Raw genomic sequence first — 22,438 nt, 5'->3', positions numbered from 1 at the left:
CGATACTGTGAAAAATAGGCGACACTGGAACCCGTGTCTAAAACTATTGGTTCTCGCATTAGTAAAGTTATCCTCACAATCATCGTTGCCCTTGTAGTTCTCTTGCTGCTGGCCGAATTCGGCTTGCGCTGGACTATCAGCAAACAACTCAAAGATTCTGTGGGTTCCAATTCCACTGGTCAAGAGGCCAGCATCTCTTTCGGCCCGACTCCCCTGCTTTTTTCAGCAATAACTCACAACGTCCCCCACGTAAATATTGAGTCACCTTCAACCGTCAATATTACGCATCCCGGAGGCGCCAACGCTGTCCCGGAGGTCACCGGCACGCCGCAGTCTTTTATTAACGTTAATTCTTTAAATATTTCCGATCCCGATAACCCGGTTGCTGGTTCGCTCTCACTTCGCACCACGCTTGCCGACGACTACCTGCTCGCCGTACTGCAAAAAAGCATCGCTGAGAATCAGAAGCACCAGACCGCCCCTGTTGAAGGAACAGGCAACGATCTGGGAGCACTTGCAGGTGCTTTTCTACAGCAGCTCATCCAGATCACAGGAATTACGTCTAATCCTGCAGACGGCACGGTAAAGGTCGACATCACAGGAGGAGCAGCCAATCTCACGCTTAAGCCGGAGGCTATCGACGGCCACTTGTCTTTCACCGCCACCAACGCCAGCCTCCTCGGCGTTGAGTTACCTTCTGCGGTCTCTGACGCACTGACTCAGGGGCTACGCGATCAGGCAAACGCTATGACAGGGAATCTCACGATTAAAAGTGTTGAAGTTGTAGAGCATGGCATCACAATCGAGGTAGCCGGAGAGAACGTCAATCTCAACGAGCTCAGCAAGGAGAAGGGCCAACAGCCAGTAGTCCCCGCACGCTAGATTCCAGTTACCAGGACTCCATATGCCCCCGCTGCTTTATGCACGGGGGCTTCGCTTATGTCGCATAGAACATACAGTGGGATTCCGCCCATCTCATAGGCACTCGCACTATAGGAGATCACGGCATCCACGCCTATCTTTGCCAGCCACGTGTGCGCACGGACACACAGCTCATCGCTAAGAAGGATGTCGTTGACAAGCACCGCAAGCTGAGCGGGGTGTGGTACGGCCTCACGCGCCGCCGCAATTTCGCTGATAAAAGCCGCGCCGGTGGCGTCGAGAAGCGACGCTGGATCGGGCACGTAAATGACCATCGTCGCCCCAGATTGCACCGCGAGCCGAGCCTCAGACGCCTTAATGAGTACGTGGTGCTTGCCCGTAGGATATCCCGCCCAGGAAATCACCGGGAGCTGGTCACCGTGCACCAATGAGGCATCGATTGCGTGCAATAGCGAAGGCTCTACACAAATACCCATCCCTTGTTGCCTAGCGTTTGCCGCAAGCTGCTTTACATCAGCAGCGGTTGCCAGCGGGTCAAGGAGTGTGACCGCCACAGTATTATCGCTTGCCATGCTTGATTACCAGCCGTAATTACCATTAAGGATGTTCTTGATTTGGGGGCGAACATCAAACCAATACAATCCGATGATCACCAGACCAACCCAAGAAAGGAACTGGACTCTCAAGTAAACCATGAGGGCCGCTAGTACAAGCAGGCCCACCCAGATCCACTTGTTCTGTCGGTCTCCGGCTTCAAAAGCATCGGCTCGCGTCGCAGCGGCTAATCCTGCACCAATCAGGGCAGCAGCCACTGCAAGGTAAACCGCCGCCTTAATGATGTAGCTGAAAATCAGGAAAACAAAGGTCATGAAGAGAATTCCTCGAATATATACATGGGACTTAGCGGTGTCTACAGCGTTTTACGCCCCGCTTACACCCCAAAGAGCGAATATGAAACAGTGTAGATGGCCAAGCCAGCAAGAGCACCCACCACTGTTCCGTTAAGACGAATGTATTGCAGGTCTTTGCCCACCATCAACTCAATCTTGTCGCTAGCCTCGTCTGCGTCCCAGCGCTCGATCGTTTCTGAAATAATCGAGGTCACCTGATCCGCATAATTGTCTGCGAGGAAAGCTGCAGTCTTAGTGATGCGCGCATCAAGATCTGACCGCAAAACATCATCGGAGTGAATCCGGTTTCCCCACTCCAACGCGTACTCTTTAATTTTTTGACGCAACAAGGAATCCGCGTCTTCCGCAGCAAGAATCACGTTTTTGGACACACTCGCCCAGATCGTCGATGCCGCATCCTGCACCGGCGCTGACCCCATTACATCGTGCTTAATATCTTCCACCTTCTGAATCACAACCGGATCCGTCTGAAGATCATCAGCAAATTTCTCTAGAAAGCGCCTGATCGCCTGACGCGCCTCATGATTCTTATCGCTCTCCACCGCAGCCGTCCACTGAATAAGCTCACGATAGACTCGATCGCCCACCAGCTCATTGACAAACTTTGGCGCCCAGGAAGGCGCACGCTCCCCCAAAATCTTGAGGATTAAGCTTTCCGACGTCAGCGCCTTCTTGTGCAGCCACGAAACCAGTTGATCCACGATTGGTTCCGTTTGCCCCCCCTGATTGAGCTGCTGCAAGAGCCGCCCCAGGGGCGGACCCCACTCCGGCTCTGCGAGTTTTTCCACGATTGCTTTCCGGATAACTGCCTCTGCGTCGTGAGGATCTAACGCCCTGACCGCCTTCGCGGTAAAGGCGCCGACTTCGCGCGATACAGTCTCGGCGTTATGTGGATCAGACAGCCAGTCACCGATGCGACTAGCGACATTCGCTTGAGATACTTTCTCTGTAATTTGTTCTGCGTTAAGAAAGTTCTCGCTCACAAACCCGCTCAGGGCCACGCCTACTTGGTCTTTCTTCCGGCGCACAATCGCCGTATGAGGAATCTTGATGCCCAAGGGGTATCGGAACAAAGCCGTCACCGCAAACCAATCGGCCAAACCGCCAACCATTCCGGCCTCAGCAGCAGCCCGAACAAAACCCACCCATGCAGGGGTGGGGTCAGTCACCGAGGTATACCACTGACAACTCAAAAATATCGCCGCAGCGACAAAAAGTAATCCCGTCGCAATAGCTTTGTGTTTCCGTAGCGCACGCCGCTTTTCAGCCTCTGCTTCAGGCGAAGGACCAGGAACCGCGAGTCCGCGTGGAGCTGCATGTTGTGCCATGTCACTCATTATCCCGTACTGTTCACCCCAGCCGGTAGCCAGTTCGCCCAGAGCACGCCAAAGGCGCCCCAGTTATAGAGGCCGAATTGCTTGAGGTACGGCGTTGGAGGATGCTCGCGCCCTTGAGCCCGAAAGACCAGACTTTGCTGGAGTCCTATAGTGCATTCCATCCGGCCACAATGTAATTAATACCGATCAGGGTCGCGGCCAACGTCATAAGTATCCATAACACTTTTCCGCGTTTATCATTCATAGCTTTGGATATTAATCGCGGATGCACAAAGGCTCCGATTTCCCTGGGAAATCGGAGCCTTTGTAAATGGAGGTGTCGCGAACGCTTAGTTCATGCGACCGGTTTCAGCGCGATACTGACGGTAGTTGCGGCGCCCACGGTGAACCAACACAAAGCCACCGATAAGCAGAGCAAAGCCTAGAACCGCACCAATAATGACATAAGTAGCCCAGGATTCCTGGCTACCTACAGAAGCAGCACCCAAGCCAAAGATCAGCGCGCCGAATCCTGCGAGGGAAACAAGAATGGCACCCATGCCCACCCACGTACTCGTACGCTGAAGCGACGAATGCGGTGCCCAAAGGCTCGCGGGATCGTAGCCATCGATGTAGTGCATGCGTCCCTCGAAAACTGGGTATCCCGCAGTCTCCTGCGTCGCAAGTGCTGAATGAGACATAATGTGCCTTTCTAAATTTTTTCCCTTTTGAGTGAGTCAGCTCGTTGCGTTAAACCTTAGCTTAGTCGTCCTTACCGCGGAAGAAAGCGCGGGCACGCTCCTTGTTAATAGCCGCAACAGCGGATAGCGGAATACCTGCCGGGCAGACATCGGCGCACTCACCGTACAACGAGCAGTGACCAAAGTTGGTCTCAAGCTCATCAATCATATTGCGGGCACGCTTGCCTCGCTCTTCACGGCCCAAAGGCATAAGAGCAAGGTGAACGAGCTTTGCTCCGGTGAACAGGTGTGCTGCGCCGTTGGGGCAGGCAGCCACGCAGGCACCACAACCAATGCATGCAGCATGGTCAAGAGCAAGCTCAGCCTTCTCATGGTTCTGGTAAATAGTGTCCGCATCAGGAGCCGTGCCTGCGTTGATGGAAACGTAGCCACCCTTTTGCATCACGCGGTCAAGAGCCGAGCGATCAACCGCAAGGTCCTTGATCACAGGGTAAGCAGCAGAACGGAAAGGCTCAATCTTTAGGGTCGAGCCGTCTGCCACGTGATCGAGGCGCTGCTGGCAGGAAGGCTTGTTCTTGTCCAAGCCGTGTGGCCGGCCGTTAACCAGCAGGCCACAGGTGCCACAAATGCCTTCACGGCAGTCAGAGGCGAAGACGAAAGGCTCTTTGCCTTCTTCGACCAAGCCTGTATTGACGTGGTCCAGAAGCTCAAGGATCGACATCTGTGCTACGGCGTCTTCGACGTCGATGGACTCGAAATGACCTTCGCTGTTAGGACCGGCCTGACGCCAAATTTCAAGATGGAGTTTCATTACTTGTAGTTCCTTGTCATCAGCGGGATCGATTCGAACGTGAGTGGCTCAGCATGGCGAATGAACTCGTTTTCATGCGCGCCTGGCTCCCATGCAGAAACGAAGCACCAGTTATCGTCGTCACGCTCCGCTTCACCTTCAGGAGAGAGGTGATCGTCACGGAAGTGCGCACCACAGGACTCGTCGCGGTCGAGTGCGTCAACGCACATGAGCTCGCCGAGATCGATGTAGTCTGCTACGCGACATGCGTACTCAAGAACCTGGTTCATTTCCTCTGCCTCGCCGGTAATGCGGAGGTTCGCCCAGAATTCCTTGCGGAGCTTCCGGATGTTCTCAATGCCGGCCTTCAGGTCTTCGATGTTGCGGGCAACGCCACAAGAGAAGTAGAGGATATCGCCTAGCTGGCGGTGGTAGTACTCAGGGCCATGAGGGTCATCACCCTTGATGTTCATGAGCTTGTCAATACGAGCCTGAGCTCGGGCGACTGCTGCTACTGCTTCAGGAGCGTCCTCAGGCAGCTTGGCTTCTCCAAGGTGGTTAGCCAAGTAGTTCGGAATGGTAAATGGCAAGGTGAACCAGCCATCAACAGAAGCAGAGAGCAAGGAGTTAGCGCCCAGACGGTTTGCACCGTGGTAAGTCCAGGAGCACTCACCAGCGGCAAAGAGACCGTCGATGGAGGTCATCTCATTGAAGTCCGTCCACAGACCACCCATGGTGAAGTGGCAGGTCGGTGCAATACGCATCGGAGCCTTGAACGGGTTTTCGCCGATCGCTTCTTCATACATCTGGAAGAGGTTGGAGTAGCGCTCACGGATCGTGTTCTCGCCCAGACGCTCAATTGCGTCACGGAAGTCCAGGTATGCGGAGTTGTGCAGAGGCCCAACGCCGAGTCCCTTGTTGATCTGCTGAGAAATAGCACGCGATGCCACGTCGCGAGGCACGAGGTTACCGAATGCCGGGTAACGGCGCTCCAGGAAGTAATCGCGCTCTTCTTCGGGGATCGTGTTGGGGTCGCGATCGTCCTTGGGCTCAATTGGGGACCAGATGCGGCCGTCATTACGCAAAGACTCAGACATCAGGATCGTCTTCGACTGCCATTCCGAGTTGACCGGAAGGCCGGTCGGGTGGAACTGAATGAACGACGGAGAAGCAAGATAAGCGCCGAGGTCGTACGCACGCATCATTGCCGATGCATTGGAGTTCTTAGCCAGCGTAGACATGTGATAAACGTTGCCGTAACCGCCAGTAGCCAAGATGACTGCGTGGCCCGTGTGAGGTGTGAGCTCACCAGTGATCAGGTTACGAGTAACGATACCGCGGCAGGTTTTCTTGCCGTTTTCCTCGGTGATGATCAAGTCATGCATGTCTGCATGCGTGAAGATCTCTACGGTTCCAAGACCAATCTGACGCTGCAGCGCAGCTGCGCCAGATAGCTGAAGCTGCTGGCCTGTTTGACCACGCGTGTAGTACGTACGGGAAACCTGCACACCACCGAAGGAACGGGTAGCTAGGGTTCCGCCATACTCACGGGCGAAAGGTGCACCGATAGCATTCATGTGATCGATGACGCGTACGGATTCGTACGCCAGGCGCCAACAATCAGATTCGCGACAACGGTAGTCGCCGCCCTTCACGGTGTCTTTCACGTGGCGGTAAGCGCCGTCGTTATCCACTTTCTTGCCACGGGCGGAGTTCACGCCACCCTGCGCAGCAATAGAGTGCGCACGACGAGGAGCATCGTGGTAAGTGAAGACTTTAACGTTGTATCCCAGCTCGCCGAGGGCAGCAGCAGCGCCACCACCGGAAAGTCCGGTTCCCACAACAAGAACCGTGAACTTACGACGGTTCAGGGGGGAGACCAAGTTCATGTGATCTTTCTGGTACTCCCACATGTCCTTGGTAGGAACGCCCTTGGGCTCATTGGACTCAAGGATGCTGCCCAGTTTCACGCCATCGACGATGGAGGCTGGCTGGGTGAACTCAGGGCGAGTAGCGGTTTCAGAGTTAATGCTCATTAGTTATTACCTTTTCGTCCTAGCTGATCCAGCCGCATGCGATAGACAGCGGAATTGCGATGTTGCCAATCATTACGATTGCGGGAACGAGGTAAGCGAGGAAGAGAATGATTGCACGCCAGCGCTTACCGGTGATGCCCAAATCGCTTGCGGCAAGCCAAATACCGTGCGACAGGTGCATGAAGAGTGTCAGCATCGCAATGATGTAGAAGATGGTGACGGGCCAACGGCTAAAACTTGCCACCATATTGGCGTAAATATGACCGTGCTCAAACACCTCGGAGGCAGCCGGTGTAGCACCAACAGTCAAGTCCAAGATGTGGAAGACGATGAATGCAAGCAAAATGATGCCTGTTACCAACATCGTGCGAGTGGTAAAGGAATTCATGCCACCCATGAGGTTGGTGCGACGGAACTTACCGCGAGAACGGCTCGAACGGCCGATGAGTGCAAATGCGCCGTAGATGTGCAAAACAATGCAGAGAAGCAGCGTAATGCGGAACAGCCACAGGAATGCACCGTGCGGGAAGAGCGGATAAAGAAGGTTACGCAACCACTCGCCATAAACGTCGATCGGATGCGTACCGTCCTCATAGAACGGCAAGAAAACTTTAAGGTTTCCGACCATGTGGAAGACCACAAAGAAGCAGAAGATCAGGCCAGTGACGGCCATAGTGAGCTTCAGTGCCCAGGTCGGGTACTTTGGCCGCTCACGTAGCGGCTTTTCAGTGATTTTGCCGTGCGCGATTGCGTCACGGTCGATGTTATTTACAGTCATGGCACCTCCAGTGTCGTATTAACTTTACGACCCACCGCCATGGATAAACCACTTACCACAACCTATGGTGATCCCCCTCACATGGCATAAAAATGCCCACTTACCTGCAATTTAGGATAGCCTGACTTAAAAAGCCGCCCTTTGCGGCGCCCAAAAGGGCGCTTCTACCGGCCCTTTCATCCGAGCGCAAGGCGACACCTATGAGATATATCGCATTGGATTTTTAACTTTTTATCAACACCTACTCACACCTATTCGGTGTCATCCGAAATGCGTACTTTTATCAACCATGCGAGCACCCCTCTGATACTCATTTAGCAAGGCCAGTGCCACATTACGACTATTAAGAGTCCGCAAATCCAACCATAAGCACACAACTGCAATTTGTTACCCACGTAAACGCAAGTGTCTGTTGCTACCCAAAACCAACAAATATATCCCCTCGGTGAACTTGCTCACGTATCCTTTAAGTCCATGAGCAAGACATACGTTGGTTCGCGGCTGCGGCAGCTGCGTAAAGAGCGTGGCCTCAGCCAGGCTAATTTAGCCGGCACGCTTGAACTTTCGGCAAGTTATGTCAACCAAATTGAGCACGATGTCAGGCCTCTCACCCTTCCCGTGCTCCACCGAATCACCGAAGTCTTTGGCGTCGACGCCACATTCTTTTCCAAGGATGATGATTCACGACTCCTGGCAGAAGTCCATGACGTCATGCTGGACAAGGAGCTATGCCCCGAAGATATCGACCTACAAGAACTCTCTGACCTAGTAGATCATCATCCTGATATAGCTCGTGCCGTCGTGGAAATGCATCGGCGTTATCGCAATGTCCGTGACAAGCTCTCGGCAGCCACAGATGTCCGCTTGGTCAACAGTCTCGACGAAACCCAAGCGATTTCAGAAGCTCTTTCCATGCCTCACGATGAAGTTCGCGACTTCTTCTATGCGCGTCAAAATTATCTCGATGAACTCGATCATGCCGCCGAAGCAATCTCTGCCGAGTTGGGCATCACCACTTTCAATATCCGCGCCAACGAAGCAACGCTCATAGATCGCTTGGAATCCCGGCACGGGGTCACCATTAAAGCCGGAATAGACATCGGAAGCACCCTGCATCACTTTGACACCCACACCCGGGTACTCACTTTGTCCACTCGACTCATCACTGGTCAACGCGCTTTTCGACTTGCCACAGAGCTTGCTTTCTTGGAGGCCAACGAGCGTATCGACGCCCTCCTCGCCGATGCCTACTTCACATCCGTGGAGGCACGCACCCTAGCCCGACGTGGCATCGCTTCTTATTTCGCGGCAGCTGTCATGCTGCCTTACCGAATGTTCCATTCCGAAGCAGAGCGTTCCGGCTACGACATTGAGTACTTATGTCAGATGTTTGGAGTCGGTTACGAGACTATATGCCACAGGCTCTCAACATTGCAGCGCCCTAACCTGCGAGGCATCCCCTTCACCTTTGTCCGTGTGGATCGCGCCGGCAATATTTCCAAGCGTCAATCTGCTACAGGGTTCCACTTCACCCATGCTGGCGGCACGTGCCCGCTATGGAATGTCTACGAGACCTTTACCAGCCCCGGCACCATCATGCGACAGCTGGCGCAAATGCCCGACGGACGCAACTATCTCTGGGTTGCCCGAACAGTGCGGCATCACCAGGGACGCTTTGGGGAGACGGGAAAAATGTTTTCCATCGGCTTGGGGTGCGAGGCACGTCACGCAGCACGGACTGTTTATGCCCACGGCCTCGACGTAAAAACTTTTGCCAACGCAGTCCCTATCGGGGCAGGTTGTCGCGTATGCACCCGCGAAGACTGTGCACAACGAGCTTTCCCCGCAGTCAATAAGCTCATTGCAATCGACGCCCACACGTCCTCCGTGGCACCATACTGATACAGATCCCATAGCTAAACCCCAGGTCGCAGATTCTTTTCTGCAAGCCTGGGGTTATAAGCCACTTAGCTGTTACAGGTTAATCATGTGTCCCATGATGCCTTCTGCAGCCTCCTTCATTGCTTCAGACAAGGTCGGGTGAGTGTGAACGTTGCGTCCGATTTCCTCAGCCGTCAGGTCAAAGCGCTGAGCCAAAGTGAGTTCTGGCAGCAGCTCAGAGACGTTTGCGCCTACCATGTGAGCACCAAGAAGCTCTCCGAATTCCGCATCCGCAACGATCTTGACAAAGCCAGCGGACTCGCCGAGGCCCTGTGCCTTGCCGTTAGCAGAGAACGGGAATGTAGCAGACTTGATTTCCCGGCCAGCGAACTTCTCCTTGGCCTGCTCTTCGGTGTATCCGAAAGAAGCCACCTGTGGGTTACAGAAGGTAGCACGAGGCATCATCATGTAGTCGCCCAACTCTTGGGTCTCTGCACCAGCGATAGTCTCGGCCGCCACAACGCCTTGCGCCTCAGCGACATGCGCCAACTGCAGTTTCGCGGTTACGTCGCCAATAGCGTAGATGTGGTCAACGTTCGTACGCATGAAGTCGTCGATCTGAATAGCGCCACGCTCAGTGAGCTTTACGCCAGTGTTCTCCAGGCCATAGCCTTCCACGCGTGGCGCGAAACCGATGGAAACCATGACGCGCTCCGCCTTGATGGTCTCCGACTTGGAGCCATCTTTAGACTCCACATCCACCTCTACGCCATTGCCGTTATCGCGGATGGCAGTGGTCTTGTGGCCGGTGAGGAGCTTCACGCCAAGCTTCTTATACTGCTTAGCGATCTCCTTGGAAACGTCTGCATCCTCGTTAGGAAGTACACGGTCCATGAATTCCACGATGGTGATTTCTACACCGTAGTTGGCAAGAACGTACGCAAACTCCATACCGATGGCGCCTGCGCCAACGATGACCATGGATTTAGGCGCTTCTTCCTTGAGGATCTGCTCCTCAAAGGAAACAATGTTTCCACCGATTTTTACGCCAGGAAGAGAGCGAACGACAGATCCTGTCGCAATGATGCAGTCATCAAATGTAACGGTCTTTCCTGCATCTTTACCCTCGGAGATTTCAATCGTTTTAGCGTCTTTGAAACTACCAAGTCCATCGATCTCAGTGATCTTGTTCTTCTTCATCAAATAGTGAACGCCCTTGACGATTCCCGAAGAAACCTTGCGGGAACGCTTGTGCGCGACACCGAAGTCAAAAGAAACATCACCGGAGATACCAAAGGTCTTTGCCTCATGGTTAAAGATGTGTGCGACCTCAGCGTTCTTGAGCAAAGCTTTGGACGGGATACATCCAACGTTGAGGCAGACACCTCCCCAGTACTGCTTTTCAACCACGGCGACTTTCTTGCCGAGCTGGGCTGCGCGGATGGCGGCGACATAGCCACCAGGGCCAGCGCCGAGTACTACAACGTCATAATGTTCAGTCACAAGTCTCTAGAATACGTGTCTCTATCCAAAATGTCGTGTAGTAGCTCACCTTTGCCTAGCCAGACTCACTCCATCGAATAAAAAAACCACATTTACGCGGCCACAATGCCCCGATTGCCCTACCCGAAATGTGAGGCCCCCAACCTCAGCTTCCCCCGCAGTACCCCATAGGCAAGGCCATATGGAGGAGCACGAGCAACCTTCCCACAGACAGAAAAAACGCAAGCCCCGAACGTTGCTGCGCAGTTCCCGGCTTGCGTTATTACAGGCGAGTTTTGATTAAAGCAGTCCAATCAGATGCCAGAAGTTGCTCAAACCTGCAGAACCTGCCTGAACAGTGGCACCGATAGCCTCGTTAATAAAGGCCTGGATAGAGCCGAGTGGATTGCTGAAAAAAGCAGCGATCTTTTCCATAAAAGTTACATCCTTTTCGCTTGAAAAAGTCTGGAAGAACAAAAGTGACAATCAGAGTGTAAGCCTAAACACCCGTTTCCGCCGCCTTTGAACGATTCAAAATAACATTAAACAGCTCTTCCCAGAGTCACCCTCTGACTAATATGACACATAGCGCAGCCTTGCTCAATACTTAGAAACATCTCACAAAATGTTGTGGGCATCACGCGTTTTTGCGCAAAAAACTGGTTTTATTTGGGGCTGGCTACTACCCCACTACACAGGAACCTGTTAACGTTCTACGTGAAGAAAACGATGTAAATGTTGACGCCAGCAGGCTTTCGGGCAATGGCGAGCGTCGAAAAGCATATCCTTCCATTTGCCCACTAACTGGATAGAAAAACAAGGAAGAAAAAGCAGTATGAAGTTCCTTCGGTCGATCGCAGCCTTCTCGGTTGCTACTGCAGCTACCGTTAGCCTTCTTGGCACGGCCGTCGCACCTGCTGCCGGCGCAGCGGAGAAGACTCCCGCACAGATCAGCAACGGCACAGCTCTAGCAGACGTTCACTTTGGTGCAACCCCTGACATCAGCCCGGTATGGCGAGAGAAGCTCGACAACGATCGCTTGGTTGAAGCATGGGCACATTCCCCATCCATGAACCGCAACATCCCGATGGTAGTCCTCAAAGCTTCGAGCCCTAACCGCCCAACTGTTTACCTCCTTAACGGTGGCGACGGCGGAGAAGGCCGCGCGAACTGGGTCATGCAGACCGACGCGATGAACTTCTACAAGGAGAAGGACGTCAACGTTGTCGTTCCTATGGCGGGCAAGTTCTCTTACTACACTGACTGGGTTTCAGAGAACGCTTCCCTAGGCGGCAAGCAAAAGTGGGAGACTTTCCTCACCAAAGAGCTTCCCGGACCGATGGAGTCCATGCTTAAAGCAAATAACAAGCGCGCTATCGTCGGTATGTCTATGTCCGCAACCAGCTCGCTACTCCTCGCCGAGCATGCCAAGGGCTTCTACGATGCAGTAGGTTCTTTCTCTGGCTGTGCAGCTACCTCTACTCCCATGGCTTATCAGTTCCTTCGCCTGACTCTGCAACGCGGCAACGCAACTCCTGAGCAGATGTGGGGTCCCATGGGTTCTGACTACAACCGTTACAACGATGCGGTTGTGATGGCAGAAGATCTCCGCGGCACGGAAATCTATGTCTCCAACGCCAGCGGCGTCGCAGGTGGCCACGACACCTTGGCTAACCCTCGCTATGCTGGCCTCGACCCGGCAGTCGCTTCCGCTGGTCTTACCGCTGTAGTGGTAGAGGGTGGCCTCATCGAAGCTGGAACTAACATGTGCACCAACGACCTCAAGGTCCGCTTGAAGTCCTTGAACATCCCAGCTGATTTCAACATGCGCAACACCGGTACCCACTCCTGGAGCTACTGGCAGGACGACCTTCGCGCTTCTTGGCCTACGTTCGAGCGCGCTTTTAACAAGTAAACCTACGCGCTTCTTTCCCAGTTAACCGCCCGCCAGCGATCTTTCGCCGGCGGGCGGTCCCTTTTAATGAGTAATCTCAGAGGCAATGACTACTACATCTTCCTCATCCCCAGAGCATCGTGAATTAGCTGATCTGACCTTTGATGCTGCGTCGCTTGAAATCATCGACTCCCCGAAAGCTCTTGACTGGGCTAAACGCTGGTCTCAATCCACGGAATCGGCACTTGATTTTTCCGATCTCCAACAGAGGATGCGCGCTGCGCTCAACGTAGACACCAAAATTCCTTATGTGATTCGTCGTGGTGAATACCTCTATAACTTCTGGCAAGACGCAGATCATCCCAGGGGCCTTTGGCGCAGAACTACGCTAGATGCTTTCCTCTCAGGAACAGATGAATGGCACATTCTGGTAGACGTGGACAAGCTTGCCCATGAGGAAAAGGAAAGCTGGGTGTGGAAGGGCGCCCATGTTCGCCCTCATCACTTCGACCGAGCGCTTATCCAGCTGTCCCGGGGTGGCGCTGATGCCGTAGAAATTCGTGAATTCGATCTACGCACTAACACCTTTGTCTCCGATGCCCCCTTTTATATTTCAGAGGCCAAGACTCTCGTCAGCTGGGTGGACATAGATACTCTCCTTATAGGAACAGATCTGGGCCCAGGAACACTAACTGATTCTGGGTACCCGGCGCGGTCTTATATGTGGCGGCGCGGCACTCCTATCCACTCTGCCCAAGAATTTTTTGCTGGTAAGACCAGCGATCTGGCGGTTTCATCGTGGACAGATTCTACTCCCGGTTTTGAACGAAAATTTGTCCGCCGATCCTTGGACTTCTATCGTTCACGCACCTTTATCGAACGCGATGGCGCGTTACAGATAGTAGAGGTTCCCGAGGACTGCGAGCTCACGTTTCATCGGCAATGGATGTTTGTCTTCCCACGAGAAGATTATGCTGGAGTCCCCGCTGGCGCGGTCGGTGCCATTGATTTTCAGCGCTTCCTCGACGGGAGCCGGGACTTCCATACTGTGTTTACTCCGACTCCTACGACGAGCGTTCAGGATATCTCCTTTACCAAGACCCGAATTATCTTGACGGTGCTGGATAACGTCAGCTCCAAGCTAGAGGTGTTGAGACTCGATTCTCCAGAGTCCGGCCACACAGATATTCAGTTACCACCCCTCACAACGGCACGAGTCGTTTCCACCTGTGACGATAGCGACGAGGCTTGGCTGGGCGCTTCCTCTTTTACACAGCCCGATACGTTATTCCGCGTCGATGTGAGCGAGTCTCTTGTTCCTGTTGAAGTACGGCATGCACCGGAGCTTTTCGATGCACAAGGTATAGAGACGCGCCAGCATTGGGCCACGTCTGCAGATGGGACAAAGATTCCGTATTTTATCGTCGGCGATTTCTCCCGTGGCCCTCGTCCCACGCTGGTAGGCGGTTATGGCGGGTTCGAGGTGTCTCTGGTTCCCGGCTATTCAGCCACGCGGGGTTTAGGTTGGCTGGAGCAAGGCAACTTTTATGTTCAGCCTAATCTGCGTGGTGGTGGCGAGTTCGGTCCCGCATGGCACGAAAGCGTTATCAGGAAGAATAGACCGCTTATCTACCAAGATCACCAGGCTGTGCTTAACGACGTCGTCTCTCGCGGGTACGCATCCTCCGTCTTCGTGCGAGGTGGCTCCAATGGTGGCTTGCTCACGTCTGTAGCTCTCACGTCTTATCCTGAGCTGATTCAGGGAGCCGTTGTTCAGGTCCCACTGACTGATATGTTGCGATACCATGAATGGTCCGCTGGCGCGTCGTGGATTGCTGAATATGGCGACCCCTCGGATCCTCAAGAACGCGACGTCTTGGCGAGCTACTCCCCACTGCACAACATCCGCGATCGTTCGGAAGTCTCCTATCCGCCAGCACTGGTTACCACTTCGACGAGAGACGATCGCGTCCACCCTGCGCATGCCCGGTTATTCGCCGCAGCGCTAGCCGATTGTGGGCAACCGGTTGATTACTACGAAAACGTTGAGGGTGGGCACGCGGGAGCTGCCGATAACGACCAGGTTGCGTTCATGGAAGCCCTGATCTTCACATGGTTGCAGGACCGTGCAGCCGCGGTATCTGACTCCTGCGCAATCTCCGCTGAGGGAGGTTCTCATCATGGCTAGGCCACGATTACGTTCTACGCCTGTCCCAGGGACTCGGGATTCTTATACCGGAGTGGATTTTAACCTTGGATTCCACGTCCGTTGCTATGAACTCATCATGGATTATGCGGTGGGCCCCAATCGGCTGGCGGCAGAGGCGACCTTATACATGGACAATTACCTGCCGCTTTCGCATCTGACTCTTGACTTCGCCGACAGCCTCCGGGCCACGTCAGTGAATATCACGGTAGCTGGCGGCGTGCACACGGATGTGAAGAGATTCCGGCAGTCGGGCAATAAGCTCCGCGTCTCTTTTACCGAGCCCATCCCCGTAGATGCAGAGTTCGCACTCAGCGTGCGCTACTCCGGAAACCCGCATCCTATCCGGACTTTGTGGGGGCTCATTGGCTGGGAGGAACTCAGTAATGGCTCACTTGTGGCTAGCCAGCCGTGCGGTTCGCGATCCTGGTTGCCGTGCGACGACACCCCTGATGAGAAGGCAGTCTTTGACATCACATTCACCTGTGATTCTGATTATTCCGTCATCGCCAACGGCGGCCTCATAAGTAAAAGCACAAGCGGAGCCCGCACTACCTGGCATTATCGCTCTGAGCACCCGCTTGCCACGTATTTGTCCACTATCCAGGTCGGACAATATAGAGAAGAATCCCTCAATCAGAATCCTCCGCTCACTACGGTGCCCGTTAAGGGCTATGTCCCCCCACATATGGTTTCCGGCTTCCGTCATGATTTTGCGCAGCAGGAAAAGATGCTTGCCGTATTCAGTGAACTTTTTGGCAGTTATCCCTTTGATTCCTATTCAGTAGTGGTCACGGAAGATGAGTTGGAGATTCCGTTGGAGGCGCAGGGGCTATCTATCTTCGGCACCAACCACACACGCGGACACGGCCAGTGGGAGCGTCTCGTGGCCCATGAGCTCTCGCATCAATGGTTTGGCAATTCTCTTGGGCTTGCTCAGTGGAACGATATCTGGCTAAACGAGGGTTTTGCGTGTTACTCGGAATGGCTGTGGTTTGAGTATTCCGGCCGTGGGCCAACTGCTCACGAGTCTGCGCGCTTCCATTATGATCAGATCGCTGCGCTGCCTCAGGATGTGCTTCTTGCAGATCCCGGTCCAAAGGATATGTTTGACGACCGCATTTATAAGCGAGGAGCCCTCACCGTCCATGCTCTACGCTGTGAGCTTGGCGACGCCCCCTTCTTCCGCGCCATCCAACGCTATGTCGCGGCAGGCCGCCATTCGGTGGTAGAGCCGCACGACCTGCGCCGCGAAGTCCTCAAGGAGGCCTCCAATCCACAGCGCTGTGAAGAGCTCTGGACCAGCTGGCTCTATCGGACGGAACTGCCAAAGTTCCCCAACCCATAAAACGCCCCGTAAGGTGTGATTCCGTGAGAAAGAATTTGCTTGTTACCGGCGGCGCCGGCTTTATCGGTTCTAATTTTGTTCGCCGCACCCTTGAGACCCGCGACGATTATCGTGTGAGGGTGCTCGACAAGCTCACCTATGCGGGGAATAGCGCCAACCTCGACGGCTGCGACGCGGAGCTGGTTGAGGGCGATATTTGCGATGCGGCGCTCGTCGATAAGCTTGTGCGCGACGCGGACGTCGTGGTGCATTTTGCGGCAGAGTCCCACAACGACAACTCCCTTGATGACCCTTCTCCTTTTATTCAGACCAACGTAGTGGGCACGTTCACACTGTTGGAAGCTACTCGACGCAACCACGCGCATTTTCATCACGTTTCTACCGATGAAGTCTTCGGTGATCTTGAGCTTGACGATCCACACCGCTTCACCGAGCGCACCCCCTACAATCCTTCCTCCCCGTATTCCGCAACCAAGGCCGGCTCTGACCACCTGGTTCGGGCATGGGTGCGGTCTTTTAACATCTCCGCCACGCTGTCTAATTGCTCAAACAACTATGGCCCGTACCAGCACATCGAAAAGTTCATCCCACGGCAGATCACCAATATCCTGAGCGGGATTTCTCCCAAGCTCTATGGCACTGGGGAACAAGTGCGGGACTGGATCCATGTAGATGATCACAACGATGCTATCCATGCGATTCTTGACCGTGGCCGCATCGGTGAAACCTATATCATCGGTGCTGACAACGATCACGTGAACAATAAGCACGTGATCGAATTGATCTGCGAGCTCATGGGCACAGATTCTTATGAACACGTCGCCGACCGACCAGGCCATGACATGCGCTATGCCATGGATTCCACCAAGCTGCGCACAGAACTAGGCTGGCAGCCCCGCTTCACAGACACTGCGACCGGTATGCGCGAGGGATTAGCTCATACGATCCAGTGGTATCGCGACAACGAGCATTGGTGGCGACCACTCAAAGAGACAGTAGAAAACAACTATGCCAAGCGGGGGCAGTAGACGATGAAGATAGAAGCCTGCCCTATTCAGGGAATGATGGTCATCCATCTCGACTTGCATGAGGACTCCCGTGGCTGGTTCAAAGAAAATTGGCAAGAGTCCAAACTCGCGGATTTAGGATTCTCCGGTTTCAGACCAGTACAGAACAATATTTCCTTCAATGCGGAAGTCGGCGTAACCCGAGGGCTACACGCAGAGCCCTGGGATAAGTACGTCTCCGTAGCAACTGGTTCAGTCTTTGGGGCCTGGTGCGACTTACGTGAAGGCTCTGTGACATTTGGCGCCACGTTTACCTTGACCATTACTCCCGAGATAGCTGTCTTTGTTCCGCGAGGAGTTGCCAACGGGTTCCAAGCCCTTGAGCCCACTGCATACACCTATTTGGTCAACGATCACTGGTCGCCAGATGCCCACTATTCTTTTGTGAATCTCGCTGATCCCACATTGGGCATTTCTTGGCCTATCCCCCTCGATCAAGCAACGCTCTCTGAAAAGGACCTGGCACACCCTCCACTGGCCTCAGCGATACCCGTCCCCGCCAAGAAAATGCTTATTACCGGCGGGAACGGACAACTTGGAAAGGCCTTAAAAAAGGTATTTCCCCATGCCGAGATCTGCTCTCGCACCGAATTAGACATCACTGCAGACATCACGGAAGCGCGTCGTTGGGCGGACTACAGTGTGATCATCAACGCCGCGGCCTACACCGCCGTGGACGCTGCCGAAACTGATTCAGCCACCGCGTGGCGTACAAACGCGGAAGCGCCCGCACGCCTCGCCACGATTGCGGCTCGTTATGGGATCACGTTGGTGCACATCTCCAGCGACTACGTCTTTGATGGCACCTACCCTGTCCACACCGAACACGAACCTTTCACCCCGCTGAGCGTCTATGGCCAGTCAAAAGCCGCAGGCGATACTGCGGTAAGTGTTGCGCCACAGCATTATGTAGTGCGCACCAGCTGGGTTGTGGGAGAAGGAAAAAACTTTGTGTCCACGATGGCGTCTCTTGCTGCACGTGGAGTTTCTCCGCAGGTGGTGGACGATCAACTAGGCCGGCTCACTTTTACCGACGATTTAGCTGCGGGCATTCAGTTTTTGCTCGATAATCACGCCCCCTATGGGGTGTATAACCTGAGTAATTCTGGTGAGGTTGTTTCCTGGGCTCAGATAGCACAGCGCGTGTTTGAGCTGGCGGGTCGTTCAGCTTCCGATGTACAGCCGCTTAGCACAGCCGAATACTTCGCAGACGCCGTAACCGCTGCCCCACGCCCCCAGCATTCTGCTTTGGATTTGAGTAAGATCACGGAGCTCGGGTTTTCCCCACGTGACTGGCAGGATGTGCTCGCGCACTACTATGCACGTTACTGCTCACGCGACTACGCTGCCCCGGATACAAAGGAGATCTAAGCTGTGAAGGGAATCATCTTGGCGGGCGGGTCGGGAACCCGGCTGCACCCCATAACTCTCGGCATTTCCAAGCAGCTTATGCCGATTTATGACAAGCCGATGGTCTACTACCCGCTCACCACGCTCATCCAGGCGGGCATCTCTGAGATCTTGGTGATCACCACTCCTGAAGACCAACAGGCCTTTCAACGTCTTCTAGGCACTGGTGAGCAATGGGGTATTTCCTTGTCCTACGCAGTGCAGCCATCCCCTGATGGACTTGCGCAAGCACTAGTGATCGGCCGCGATTTCATTGGCAACGACGACGTAGCACTCGTCCTCGGCGATAATATCTTTGACGGTAGCGACCTCGACGCCTCGCTTCAACGTTGCTATACCCCAGGTAAAGCCACTGTTTTTGCCTACGAGGTCTCGGATCCTCAACGTTATGGCGTGGTTAACTTTGATGCTCGCGGCATGGCCACCGCAATCGAAGAAAAACCGGCTCATCCTACATCCAACTTTGCCATCGTCGGCCTCTATTTTTATCCTCACGACGCTGTCGAGATCGCAGAAAACCTTATCCCCAGCGAACGCGGTGAACTAGAAATCACCGCACTAAACAGCGCCTACTTGGAGCAAGATAGGCTGCGTGTTCACAAACTAGAGCGCGGAAGCGTGTGGCTGGACACTGGCACAATCGACTCTATGAGTGAGGCATCCTCCTATGTTGAGGTTCTGCAAAAGCGCACCGGTTCCATCATCGGTTCCCCTGAGGTTGCCGCGTGGCGAGCTGGTTTTATCGACGATTCCCAGCTCCGAGCCTTAGGCCAGTCCCAGCTAAAGTCTGGCTACGGTAAGTATCTGCTGCGCGCTCTGGGCGAAGGCTGGTGAACGACAGCAGGGATTAAGCATCCCCTCTTAGTGCACCGCATAAAGCACATAAAGAACAAGTGCTCTCCACATCGTCGCGGAGAGCACTTGTTCTTTTAAATGCCTAAGAAGCCTCTATTTAGTGCCTAGCTATTAGCCAGGATCTCGCCGATACGCTCATGACCTCGAGCGTTGATATGAAGCGGCATATTGCCTTTTCCAGCGGTGAAGTCAATAACACCGGAGAAGTAACGGTCGGCATCAGGTGCGCACATTCCGTTGTTGCGAGTATGCGGCTTGAGGTCTAGGAATTCCACGCCAGTTGCGCGAGCAAGGTCTATGTTCATACCCTGCGCAAGGTTCTCCCAGCGTTCCATTGCTCCAGCCGGCACTGGAAGAGTGATATTAGGGATAATGTGCAGAGGGCAGATACGGCTACCAGTGACGATGGTCGGATACCCGACAATCTGAATGCGCGCGTGCGGGGCGGCTGCGCGGATTCGATCAATTTGCGGACGCATCGCCGCAACAAAACGCTCACGCGTTGATCCTTCGGATTCACCACCGTTGAAGTAGGTGTCATTGAATCCATGTGTGATCACCACTCGTGCAGTAGCCACATTCAAGGCACCGCTATTAAGCGCTGAATCTACTTCTACGTTGAAAGGCCCGCCGGCAAAGGAACCAGTGGAAACAGATTGAACACCTGGGCATGAGAAATTACGTACAGGAAGCCCCAAGCGACGCCCGGCCTGTTCGGCATAGCTATCCGGGGAGCGTCGACAGTTCCTCGATGATGTGAAGCGATCTGCTAACAACTGTGTCGCCGGAGAATCAGCAATGATGGAGTCTCCGAGGACAACCATATTGCGCTCAGCTGCGACTGCTTGAGGGGCCACGGAGAGGGAAGCCAAGATCGCCGCTGAGGTGAGGGCGGTGACAAGTTTACGAAGCATATTCTTCCTAACAGAGACTTAGTTTTGCTAAGGCAAATATTCAGGTATTAAGTTACAGATGTTACTGATGTTGCTAACGTTTTGGTAGTTCTTAGCGATATTCATTAGTAGATCTTCAGAATCCATAACTAAACCAACGTTCTCTTCTGACCATCGGCACACAGCCCTTTTTTATTACAACCTGCTCTTCTACAAGGAGTTTCCCTACACATGAAAGCACGACTTGGAGTTCCATCCACGCTCAAGGCAATGGTTCAGCTTGCCCCAACACTTATCTCTTCAGGGATTCTCAGCGTAGAAGGCAACCCCTCCGCGTTTTTCTCCATTCCACAGCTTCTTGCCCGGTATCGCTTTACTACCGCACGCGAGGTTGAGCAGGCATACCGAATTTGTCCACACCGCATAGCGCTTATCGACGACGACGGCACCCTAACCTTCAGCCAGCTACGCAACGATTCGCTCACCGTCGCTCGACACTTCAAATCTCTCGGTCTCGATGACTTAAGAATCGGCGTCATGGCTCGCAATGGCCGCGCTTCCATTTATCCTCTTACGGCTAAAGGCTACGTGGGGGCATCGATCTACCTCCTCAATATCGGCTCTTCCCCCGAGCAGCTAGCCGGATGCATTAAACGCGATGGCATCAATGTCTTGGTCATCGACGAGGAATTCGTCGACCGCCTCCCCGCCGATCTCACCGATCTACACGTCATTGTCGGCCACCGTGAGGAAACTCCTGCCCAGCGCACCGCAGAACTGCTCACCCTGGACGATATTGTAAAAAAGCCTTGGGAGACCGCGGGTGTTTCTTTGCCCACCTTCCCCAAACACGGCAGCATCGTGCTTATGTCTTCCGGCACCACAGGCATCCCTAAAGGCGTCATGCGCAAAGAGCTCACGGCCCCCTCAGTGCTAGAAAGCGTGCTCACTCAAGTTCCATGGCGCGCAAACATGACAATCCAACTCACCGGTTCCATCTTCCACACATGGGGATGGGCCTGCCTCAACATTGCCTTCGGCCTGCGTTGCACGGTTATTACCCGTCGCGTATTCGATCCCCAAGAGGCTCTTGCCGACGTCCAAAAGCACCAGATCGACGGAATGATCTCCTCCCCCATCTTCCTCAAACAATTCTTTGCGGTCGAGGGCCAAGAAAACTACGACTGCTCTAGCCTCAAATTCATCTTCTCCTCCGGCCACTCACTCTCCCCGTGGCTTGTCGACGCCGTCCACGAGCGCTTTGGCAAAATCCTTTGCAACCTCTACGGCAGCACCGAAATCTCTGCCGCGGCGATCGCAAGCATGGAAGAGATCGCAAAGAACCCTGCTGTAGCCGGAAAAATCTGTAAAGGTACCCAGCTGGTTATCCTCGACGACAACGACAACCCGGTAGGCCCCGGAGTCCCTGGGCGCATCTTCTGCCACAACAACTTGTCTCTCACCGGATACACCGACCCCACCATCCCCATCCAGCGCGTCGGCGACCTGGTCCAAATCGGCGACCGCGGTTACATCGATGAGAACAACTACCTCTTTGTGCTCGGACGTGCCGACGACATGATCATCGTGGGAGGAGAAAACGTGTATCCCCGCTCCGTCGAAGAAGTCCTTGAGCCCATGGCAGGCATCGCAGATCTCTATGCGAGCGGCGTGGAAGACGAGGCCATGTTTGAGCGCATCGCCGTATGGATCGTCCGCGAAGACTCTCCAGAGGGTGCCGCTCTTACCGAAGATTCCATCCGCGACTGGGTGAAAAACAACCTCGCAGAGCACTCCATCCCTCGCGACGTCCACTTTGTGGATTCCCTCCCGCGTAATGCCACGGGCAAAGTAATACCCCGCATGCTCAAGCCCTAAAGGACCCTAAAAGGGCACAGTGCTCGGCTGCCACAGCTTTTTGCTGTATGCGGCCGAGCACTAGTGTGCGGTGAGGTGTCGAGAAGCCTAACCCTTTCTGCAAAGAAAAC

19 protein-coding genes are annotated in these 22,438 nt (G+C 54.1%); 9 read left to right on the top strand and 10 right to left on the bottom strand.

Features of this window, described 5'->3' with window-relative positions; all coding sequences use genetic code 11:
• Positions 1-33: 33 nt before the first annotated feature.
• Positions 34-882 carry an LmeA family phospholipid-binding protein gene (locus CULFRC11_RS01425; RefSeq protein WP_023635036.1) on the top strand — a complete coding sequence of 283 codons (849 nt, stop codon included), beginning with the start codon at positions 34-36 and terminating at the stop codon, positions 880-882.
• Here the strand turns inward: CULFRC11_RS01425 and CULFRC11_RS01420 are convergent.
• The 7 genes from CULFRC11_RS01420 to CULFRC11_RS01390 form a co-directional block, all read right to left on the bottom strand.
• Entirely contained in the window at positions 879-1,454 is a 576-nt protein-coding gene (locus CULFRC11_RS01420; RefSeq protein ID WP_038620320.1) for a beta/alpha barrel domain-containing protein, read from the bottom strand. The genes CULFRC11_RS01425 and CULFRC11_RS01420 overlap by 4 nt on opposite strands.
• Positions 1,455-1,460: 6 nt before the next feature.
• Positions 1,461-1,751, bottom strand: coding sequence for a DUF2516 family protein (locus tag CULFRC11_RS01415; RefSeq protein ID WP_014835867.1), 291 nt, complete (start codon positions 1,749-1,751; stop codon positions 1,461-1,463).
• Positions 1,752-1,813: 62 nt separating this feature from the next.
• Positions 1,814-3,121: a DUF445 domain-containing protein gene (locus CULFRC11_RS01410; RefSeq protein WP_013910696.1), complete on the bottom strand. Its 1,308-nt coding sequence runs from the start codon at positions 3,119-3,121 to the stop codon at positions 1,814-1,816.
• Between the two features lie 338 nt (positions 3,122-3,459).
• Positions 3,460-3,810 (bottom strand): hypothetical protein, encoded by a 351-nt coding sequence (locus CULFRC11_RS01405; RefSeq protein WP_038620317.1) that lies wholly within the window; start codon positions 3,808-3,810, stop codon positions 3,460-3,462.
• Between the two features lie 61 nt (positions 3,811-3,871).
• Complete coding sequence (locus CULFRC11_RS01400) at positions 3,872-4,621, bottom strand: succinate dehydrogenase/fumarate reductase iron-sulfur subunit (protein ID WP_013910694.1); 750 nt, start codon at positions 4,619-4,621, stop codon at positions 3,872-3,874.
• On the bottom strand, positions 4,621-6,636 hold the full coding sequence (locus tag CULFRC11_RS01395) for a fumarate reductase/succinate dehydrogenase flavoprotein subunit (RefSeq protein ID WP_013910693.1): 2,016 nt from the start codon (positions 6,634-6,636) through the stop codon (positions 4,621-4,623). The genes CULFRC11_RS01400 and CULFRC11_RS01395 overlap by 1 nt, the downstream gene beginning before the upstream one ends.
• A 19-nt stretch (positions 6,637-6,655) precedes the next feature.
• Complete coding sequence (locus tag CULFRC11_RS01390) at positions 6,656-7,414, bottom strand: succinate dehydrogenase cytochrome b subunit (RefSeq protein ID WP_023635034.1); 759 nt, start codon at positions 7,412-7,414, stop codon at positions 6,656-6,658.
• A gap of 474 nt (positions 7,415-7,888) precedes the next feature.
• Between CULFRC11_RS01390 and ramB the strand changes: the two genes are divergently transcribed.
• Positions 7,889-9,316, top strand: a complete 1,428-nt coding sequence (ramB, locus tag CULFRC11_RS01385) for an acetate metabolism transcriptional regulator RamB (protein WP_031269956.1) — start codon at positions 7,889-7,891, stop codon at positions 9,314-9,316.
• Between the two features lie 72 nt (positions 9,317-9,388).
• On the opposite strand, the gene lpdA is transcribed toward ramB, so the two are convergent.
• Both lpdA and CULFRC11_RS11415 read right to left on the bottom strand, forming a co-directional pair.
• Positions 9,389-10,798: a dihydrolipoyl dehydrogenase gene (lpdA, locus tag CULFRC11_RS01380; protein ID WP_013910690.1), complete on the bottom strand. Its 1,410-nt coding sequence runs from the start codon at positions 10,796-10,798 to the stop codon at positions 9,389-9,391.
• A gap of 279 nt (positions 10,799-11,077) precedes the next feature.
• A complete protein-coding gene (locus CULFRC11_RS11415; RefSeq protein WP_013910689.1) occupies positions 11,078-11,212 on the bottom strand; it encodes a hypothetical protein in 135 nt (44 codons plus the stop codon).
• 400 nt (positions 11,213-11,612) lie between these two features.
• Here CULFRC11_RS11415 and CULFRC11_RS01375 point away from each other — a divergent pair, with 400 nt between their 5' ends.
• The 6 genes from CULFRC11_RS01375 to rfbA all read left to right on the top strand — a co-directional run bounded on the left by CULFRC11_RS01375 (position 11,613) and on the right by rfbA (position 19,536).
• The gene (locus CULFRC11_RS01375) at positions 11,613-12,692 is read left to right on the top strand and encodes an alpha/beta hydrolase (RefSeq protein WP_014835866.1); all 1,080 of its coding nucleotides are present in this window, start codon (positions 11,613-11,615) and stop codon (positions 12,690-12,692) included.
• Between the two features lie 85 nt (positions 12,693-12,777).
• Positions 12,778-14,859 carry a prolyl oligopeptidase family serine peptidase gene (locus CULFRC11_RS01370; RefSeq protein ID WP_023635032.1) on the top strand — a complete coding sequence of 694 codons (2,082 nt, stop codon included), beginning with the start codon at positions 12,778-12,780 and terminating at the stop codon, positions 14,857-14,859.
• Entirely contained in the window at positions 14,852-16,225 is a 1,374-nt protein-coding gene (locus CULFRC11_RS01365) for a M1 family metallopeptidase (protein ID WP_023635031.1), read from the top strand. Before CULFRC11_RS01370 ends, CULFRC11_RS01365 begins: the two co-directional genes overlap by 8 nt.
• A 23-nt stretch (positions 16,226-16,248) precedes the next feature.
• On the top strand, positions 16,249-17,253 hold the full coding sequence (gene rfbB, locus CULFRC11_RS01360; protein WP_038620314.1) for a dTDP-glucose 4,6-dehydratase: 1,005 nt from the start codon (positions 16,249-16,251) through the stop codon (positions 17,251-17,253).
• Between the two features lie 3 nt (positions 17,254-17,256).
• Positions 17,257-18,663, top strand: a complete 1,407-nt coding sequence (gene rfbD, locus CULFRC11_RS01355) for a dTDP-4-dehydrorhamnose reductase (RefSeq protein WP_023635030.1) — start codon at positions 17,257-17,259, stop codon at positions 18,661-18,663.
• A 3-nt stretch (positions 18,664-18,666) separates the two neighbouring features.
• On the top strand, positions 18,667-19,536 hold the full coding sequence (gene rfbA / locus CULFRC11_RS01350; RefSeq protein WP_023635029.1) for a glucose-1-phosphate thymidylyltransferase RfbA: 870 nt from the start codon (positions 18,667-18,669) through the stop codon (positions 19,534-19,536).
• A 125-nt stretch (positions 19,537-19,661) separates the two neighbouring features.
• On the opposite strand, the gene CULFRC11_RS01345 is transcribed toward rfbA, so the two are convergent.
• Entirely contained in the window at positions 19,662-20,471 is an 810-nt protein-coding gene (locus CULFRC11_RS01345) for a GDSL-type esterase/lipase family protein (protein WP_013910681.1), read from the bottom strand.
• Positions 20,472-20,681: 210 nt separating this feature from the next.
• Here CULFRC11_RS01345 and CULFRC11_RS01340 point away from each other — a divergent pair, with 210 nt between their 5' ends.
• Positions 20,682-22,328, top strand: coding sequence for an acyl-CoA synthetase (locus CULFRC11_RS01340; protein ID WP_023635028.1), 1,647 nt, complete (start codon positions 20,682-20,684; stop codon positions 22,326-22,328).
• Positions 22,329-22,438: the final 110 nt, after the last annotated feature.

Source organism: Corynebacterium ulcerans (genome assembly GCF_000767685.1).
Classification (GTDB): Bacteria; Actinomycetota; Actinomycetes; order Mycobacteriales; family Mycobacteriaceae; genus Corynebacterium; species Corynebacterium ulcerans.
The sequence above is the reverse complement of the archived record's forward strand: the minus strand, read 5'-3'. Positions and strand labels throughout refer to the sequence as shown.

Coding starts and splice junctions, on each gene's coding strand:
- CULFRC11_RS01420 (WP_038620320.1), bottom strand. CDS start 1,454: ATGGCAAGCGATAATACTGTGGCGGTCACACTCCTTGACCCGCTGGCA.
- CULFRC11_RS01415 (WP_014835867.1), bottom strand. CDS start 1,751: ATGACCTTTGTTTTCCTGATTTTCAGCTACATCATTAAGGCGGCGGTT.
- CULFRC11_RS01410 (WP_013910696.1), bottom strand. CDS start 3,121: ATGGCACAACATGCAGCTCCACGCGGACTCGCGGTTCCTGGTCCTTCG.
- CULFRC11_RS01405 (WP_038620317.1), bottom strand. CDS start 3,810: ATGTCTCATTCAGCACTTGCGACGCAGGAGACTGCGGGATACCCAGTT.
- CULFRC11_RS01400 (WP_013910694.1), bottom strand. CDS start 4,621: ATGAAACTCCATCTTGAAATTTGGCGTCAGGCCGGTCCTAACAGCGAA.
- CULFRC11_RS01395 (WP_013910693.1), bottom strand. CDS start 6,636: ATGAGCATTAACTCTGAAACCGCTACTCGCCCTGAGTTCACCCAGCCA.
- CULFRC11_RS01390 (WP_023635034.1), bottom strand. CDS start 7,414: ATGACTGTAAATAACATCGACCGTGACGCAATCGCGCACGGCAAAATC.
- ramB (WP_031269956.1), top strand. CDS start 7,889: ATGAGCAAGACATACGTTGGTTCGCGGCTGCGGCAGCTGCGTAAAGAG.
- CULFRC11_RS11415 (WP_013910689.1), bottom strand. CDS start 11,212: ATGGAAAAGATCGCTGCTTTTTTCAGCAATCCACTCGGCTCTATCCAG.
- CULFRC11_RS01375 (WP_014835866.1), top strand. CDS start 11,613: ATGAAGTTCCTTCGGTCGATCGCAGCCTTCTCGGTTGCTACTGCAGCT.
- CULFRC11_RS01370 (WP_023635032.1), top strand. CDS start 12,778: ATGACTACTACATCTTCCTCATCCCCAGAGCATCGTGAATTAGCTGAT.
- CULFRC11_RS01365 (WP_023635031.1), top strand. CDS start 14,852: ATGGCTAGGCCACGATTACGTTCTACGCCTGTCCCAGGGACTCGGGAT.
- rfbD (WP_023635030.1), top strand. CDS start 17,257: ATGAAGATAGAAGCCTGCCCTATTCAGGGAATGATGGTCATCCATCTC.
- CULFRC11_RS01345 (WP_013910681.1), bottom strand. CDS start 20,471: ATGCTTCGTAAACTTGTCACCGCCCTCACCTCAGCGGCGATCTTGGCT.
- CULFRC11_RS01340 (WP_023635028.1), top strand. CDS start 20,682: ATGAAAGCACGACTTGGAGTTCCATCCACGCTCAAGGCAATGGTTCAG.